We start from the raw sequence: 3,908 nt of genomic DNA on the forward strand, positions 1-3,908 counted from the left end.
GGCTGATCTTTCCTCGGCGCGCACCTCCAGGAACACCTCCTGGACCTTTGGGTCGCTGTGGATCGTGGCGTTGGCATTCTTCGGCGGCCAGACCTTCGGCTGATTGCGCACATTCCCCTGCTGATCTGTGTGGAAGCCGATGTAGAGCTGCGCGGACTTCCACAGTCGGCGGGTTGCTTTTGCGACCTGGTTCATTCTGCTTGCTCCATGGTTTTGCCTCTTTCGGCTCCGTGTTGTGCAACGCCAGATGCCATCCGCCTGGAAGGCCCTTTCAAACAGGCCACGGAAACGGCCTGTTCTGCGCTGCCACTTGCTGTTTGTCCCCCTTCCCGCGTTTTTCCGGCGCAGAGGGGGGCCGGTGAAAGATGACCCGTGCTGATTCAGGCTGGTGAACACCCCTTGGGGCCGGAACGTAGTAGAGGACCGCGTTTGCGCGGTTGGGAGCCAGAATGAATCTGCTAAGGGAAATCGCCGGCCACCCGACGATCGGAAATCAAGCGCCGCCGCCTCTCATGGCGGCGCAGCAAAACCAAAAATCGTCAGATTTGCCAGAGCGTCAGCGGAGGCAGATCTGTCTGAACCACCGATGTGATCCTTGCCTCAAGCAAGGATCTCCACTGAACCGTCGATGCGGTGTCGGAAAATGAGCGTTGGATTGTGAGCATAGACAGCAGAATTGGCAGGCCCGCTCATGGGGCCTACTGGACGTCTCTTGTTCTCATGTGGAAGCTTCTGTGTGCTCTGCTTCAGCGATGACGTCTTGATATTTATCTATATGCCCGCATGGGTTCTGCCAGCAGCTCAGGTCATACCACTCACCGTCTTCGCAGAATTGTCGCAACGCGGGCTTCCCACGTTTTTCGCCGCATTTGGGGCAAAAGTCAGAGATTGTAACCCTTTTGATGATTTGATTTATCGAGCGGTAAGTTTTGCCCCAAAGTCGATGCTGCAAAGCGCGATCCAGTACTGACACGTCCATTTTCGTCTCCTTTCCTTGAAAGAGGTTTGTGGACGGCCCTTGGCAGGACCGTCCGTTGTTTTGCTCATTCGGCGTTGAACTGGCCGACCTTGATGCCTTTCGCTTCGGCCTTTTGACCAAGGTTTATCGCGACGCCATTGCCACCGAAGATCAGGACGCCAATTGGCTTGGCCGCAATGATCGCATCGTTGGCTTTGAATGGAGCGGCTTTGCCGTGGCCCTGCCAGTTTGGCCGAAAGAGGATCTGGCGAACCTTGTTGTTGCGCGCCCATGTGGCTGCGATGCGCTCCACACCCTTGCCATGACCTTTGTGGCACAGAACCATGTCGGGATATTTAACGAATGTCTGATCGAGAATGCGGTAGATTTCCCGGCAATCCTTTGCCTCTGCATCGCCGGTGATGGCAATCTTTGGTCCCTCGACCTTGTTGCGTTCGGCCTGTTCGCGGTCGTGTCGGTTCAGAAGCTCCTTTGCTTCGAACACCGCGCCGGTTGCCTGAGCGTCTTTCGTTGTGCGGCTGCCCGTGACGGGCGTGTAGGCTTGCCCGGTCTCGATTTCGTAGCACTGGGCAGCTTTTTCAGCCATGATCTTGAGCGCTTCGGCTTTTTCCCAAAGAGTCTCGAACCGGCTGGATGTCTTTTCCAGTTCCATTTCGGCGACTTCGGACCCGTCCTGAGCTTCTATCAGCCCTTGGATCTGGCGCTTGTGCTTGTCGGCCTGCCCGGCCAGCGCCGTCGCCCGGCGCTGTAGCAAAGTGGCCAATCCGTGTGCCAGCGGTTCGATTTCAGATGCAAGACCGGTGCCCTGCAGCCTGCCAATCAACGTCTCGAAGGATTCGAGAACGATTTGATCGCGCAGCTCGTCATCATTGGGAATGATCAGATCATCGGTGCCGTTTTCGGTCAGGCCAAAGAGTTCAATCGCGTCGTATGTTGTGGTTTGGTCAAGCATCTCAGTTTCTCCATAGGATGTTTTAGCTGCTCCACGGAATGCGGAACATACCGACCGCCTTCGTCCAAAGTGGTTCGGGTCAAGGACGCCACAGGCGCCAGCTTTGCTGGGCCGGAGTATTTTCAGAGAACCTGGCTGCTACACGCGCCGTTCACCGATTGGTGCGATCTCCGCCACACCCTCTGCCCTTGCCGAAAATACGGAGGATCCTTGAGGCGGGCCGCTTTGGGTGCCAATCCGGAGGATATGCTTCCGCTTTCAGTAGGAGGAGGAATACGTGAGGCAGGCGATACCGGTGCAGGCAAAGGCTGATGGGCTGCGCAGCGCCGATGACGGAGTGGAGGAACGCCTCATCGTAGCCTTGCGAAGATGATGGCTGACGGAACGCAGTCTTCGGCCAAGCGGCCTGTCAGACTGCTCGTGCCGCAATCGCCTGACGGGCCACCCAACGCAACATCCACACGACTGTGTGAGCGCGCATGGCGCGCTTCAGACTTTCAACACGCGCAGCCGAGAAAGGCTGGCCGTAAGGCTTTGCAACGTCCGTTCTGGATCACAACCCCTCAATGGAGCGCCCGGCGAAGGGATCGTTACCCCTTGTGGGCCGAGACACCTCTGGTGGCTCGGGTGAGGCTTTGCCGAACTAGAGCCCGATCAGCTTCAGCTGATCGCCCCATATCGCGTTGATCCTTCGCACACTGGGAACCCGCTTCGGCCTTTTCTGTCTCATCCGGATGGGGAACGGACCCCTTTTTTGAAACAAACTTCGCAGTTTCCGTCTCCGAAAACCTAAATAGAATTGTCCCAGCAAAACTGACAGGCTTGCTGTTGGGGAGCAATAGACTAAACCGAGTTTGCCGCGTTTGCGGCACAACCGAAAGTGAGGTGAAACTATGTGAACGACACAATTTACAAGCGATTGACCATCACGCTTATGGTCATCGGCGTTGTACTCAGCGCTGTGAGATTAGGCGTAGCTTTGCTCTAGTAGAGTGAAGCGGACCCGGAAGTGTTGTAGCACCTCCGGGTCTTTATTTCAGCGGGATGACATGTGAACGTCAACCTACAAGCAAGGTCTGAGATAGTTGGTCATGACCGAATAGTCAATATTTGAGCAGATCACGAACCAGCGTCCTCGCCTTCAAAATAGCATAACTTACCATGATTTAACAGATTGTAGCACCATCCTGCGGTCACTTGTTGCAGTCGATCCACTTTGACATGAGCGCCTTGTCGCGGAAGCACTCATCGGGCACCTGACTGCGCTTGTAACGGGCGATGCGCTCGGCAAATTGCACCTGTTTTGACGATGGATAGCTGTCAAACCGGCTTGGTTTCGCGGATTTCGCCTGCTGGGCATCAATCCAGGCCGAAATCTCCCGCCGGTCCTGCTGCACGTCGTCCGGCAATACGGTTCCGGCTCTTGCGGCGAGTGACCGTGCAAACCGGATCTGTTTTTCCGTTGCAGGAAGCTGATGGTAGTCGTTGGTTTGCATGACAGACACCTCCGTGGATTGCGGAAATCGTGTATAGAGCTTAGAACAAATAGCGAACGAAAGCAACTTTCGCTGTGCAAATGAGGATCTGAGACTTCCGAAATCGCCGGTTTGAGACCGCGAGGTGGTATTCGGGTGCCTGGATCGCACCCGGTGGCTCGCCGAAGCACGCTCTCAGTTCGACATCTACGCGACTGTCTGAGCACGCATGGCGCGCTTCAGACTTTTGACACGCGAAGCCGAGAAAGGCTGGCTGTAAAGGACTTCTCCGGGCATTGGATGAAAGAGTGATCACCGCTTGGATACGACCTCCACCGCGTCCAGATGAAGCAGTCGCGCAACAATAGACGATGGTGATCGCCCAAAGTCACGCGAGATGGAACGAACGTCACGCTTGTCGTTCTGAAACGCGTGCAATAGACGTTGATCTTCCTCAGCACTCCATCGATGGCCATGGCGTTCAGGTTTTGGTTCATCTGGT

3 protein-coding genes and 1 pseudogene are annotated in these 3,908 nt (G+C 55.8%); all 4 read right to left on the reverse strand.

Features of this window, described 5'->3' with window-relative positions:
• A pseudogene (locus ACFWW2_RS16970) lies at nt 1–195 on the reverse strand (hypothetical protein); the annotation flags it as partial.
• Between the two features lie 848 nt (nt 196–1,043).
• The gene (locus ACFWW2_RS16975) at nt 1,044–1,931 is read right to left on the reverse strand and encodes a DUF2493 domain-containing protein (protein ID WP_393929878.1); all 888 of its coding nucleotides are present in this window, start codon (nt 1,929–1,931) and stop codon (nt 1,044–1,046) included.
• A gap of 1,193 nt (nt 1,932–3,124) precedes the next feature.
• Nucleotides 3,125–3,427 (reverse strand): hypothetical protein, encoded by a 303-nt coding sequence (locus ACFWW2_RS16980; RefSeq protein WP_393929784.1) that lies wholly within the window; start codon nt 3,425–3,427, stop codon nt 3,125–3,127.
• A gap of 291 nt (nt 3,428–3,718) precedes the next feature.
• Nucleotides 3,719–3,908 (reverse strand): hypothetical protein (locus ACFWW2_RS16985; protein ID WP_393929880.1); only part of this gene is annotated, 190 nt, incomplete at its 5' end.

This window comes from Yoonia sp. R2-816 (genome assembly GCF_046762905.1).
GTDB lineage: Bacteria > Pseudomonadota > Alphaproteobacteria > Rhodobacterales > Rhodobacteraceae > Yoonia.

Bases quoted from the DNA above. Each gene is read 5' to 3' on its own strand.
- ACFWW2_RS16975 (WP_393929878.1), bottom strand. From the start codon at position 1,931: ATGCTTGACCAAACCACAACATACGACGCGATTGAACTCTTTGGCCTG.
- ACFWW2_RS16980 (WP_393929784.1), bottom strand. From the start codon at position 3,427: ATGCAAACCAACGACTACCATCAGCTTCCTGCAACGGAAAAACAGATC.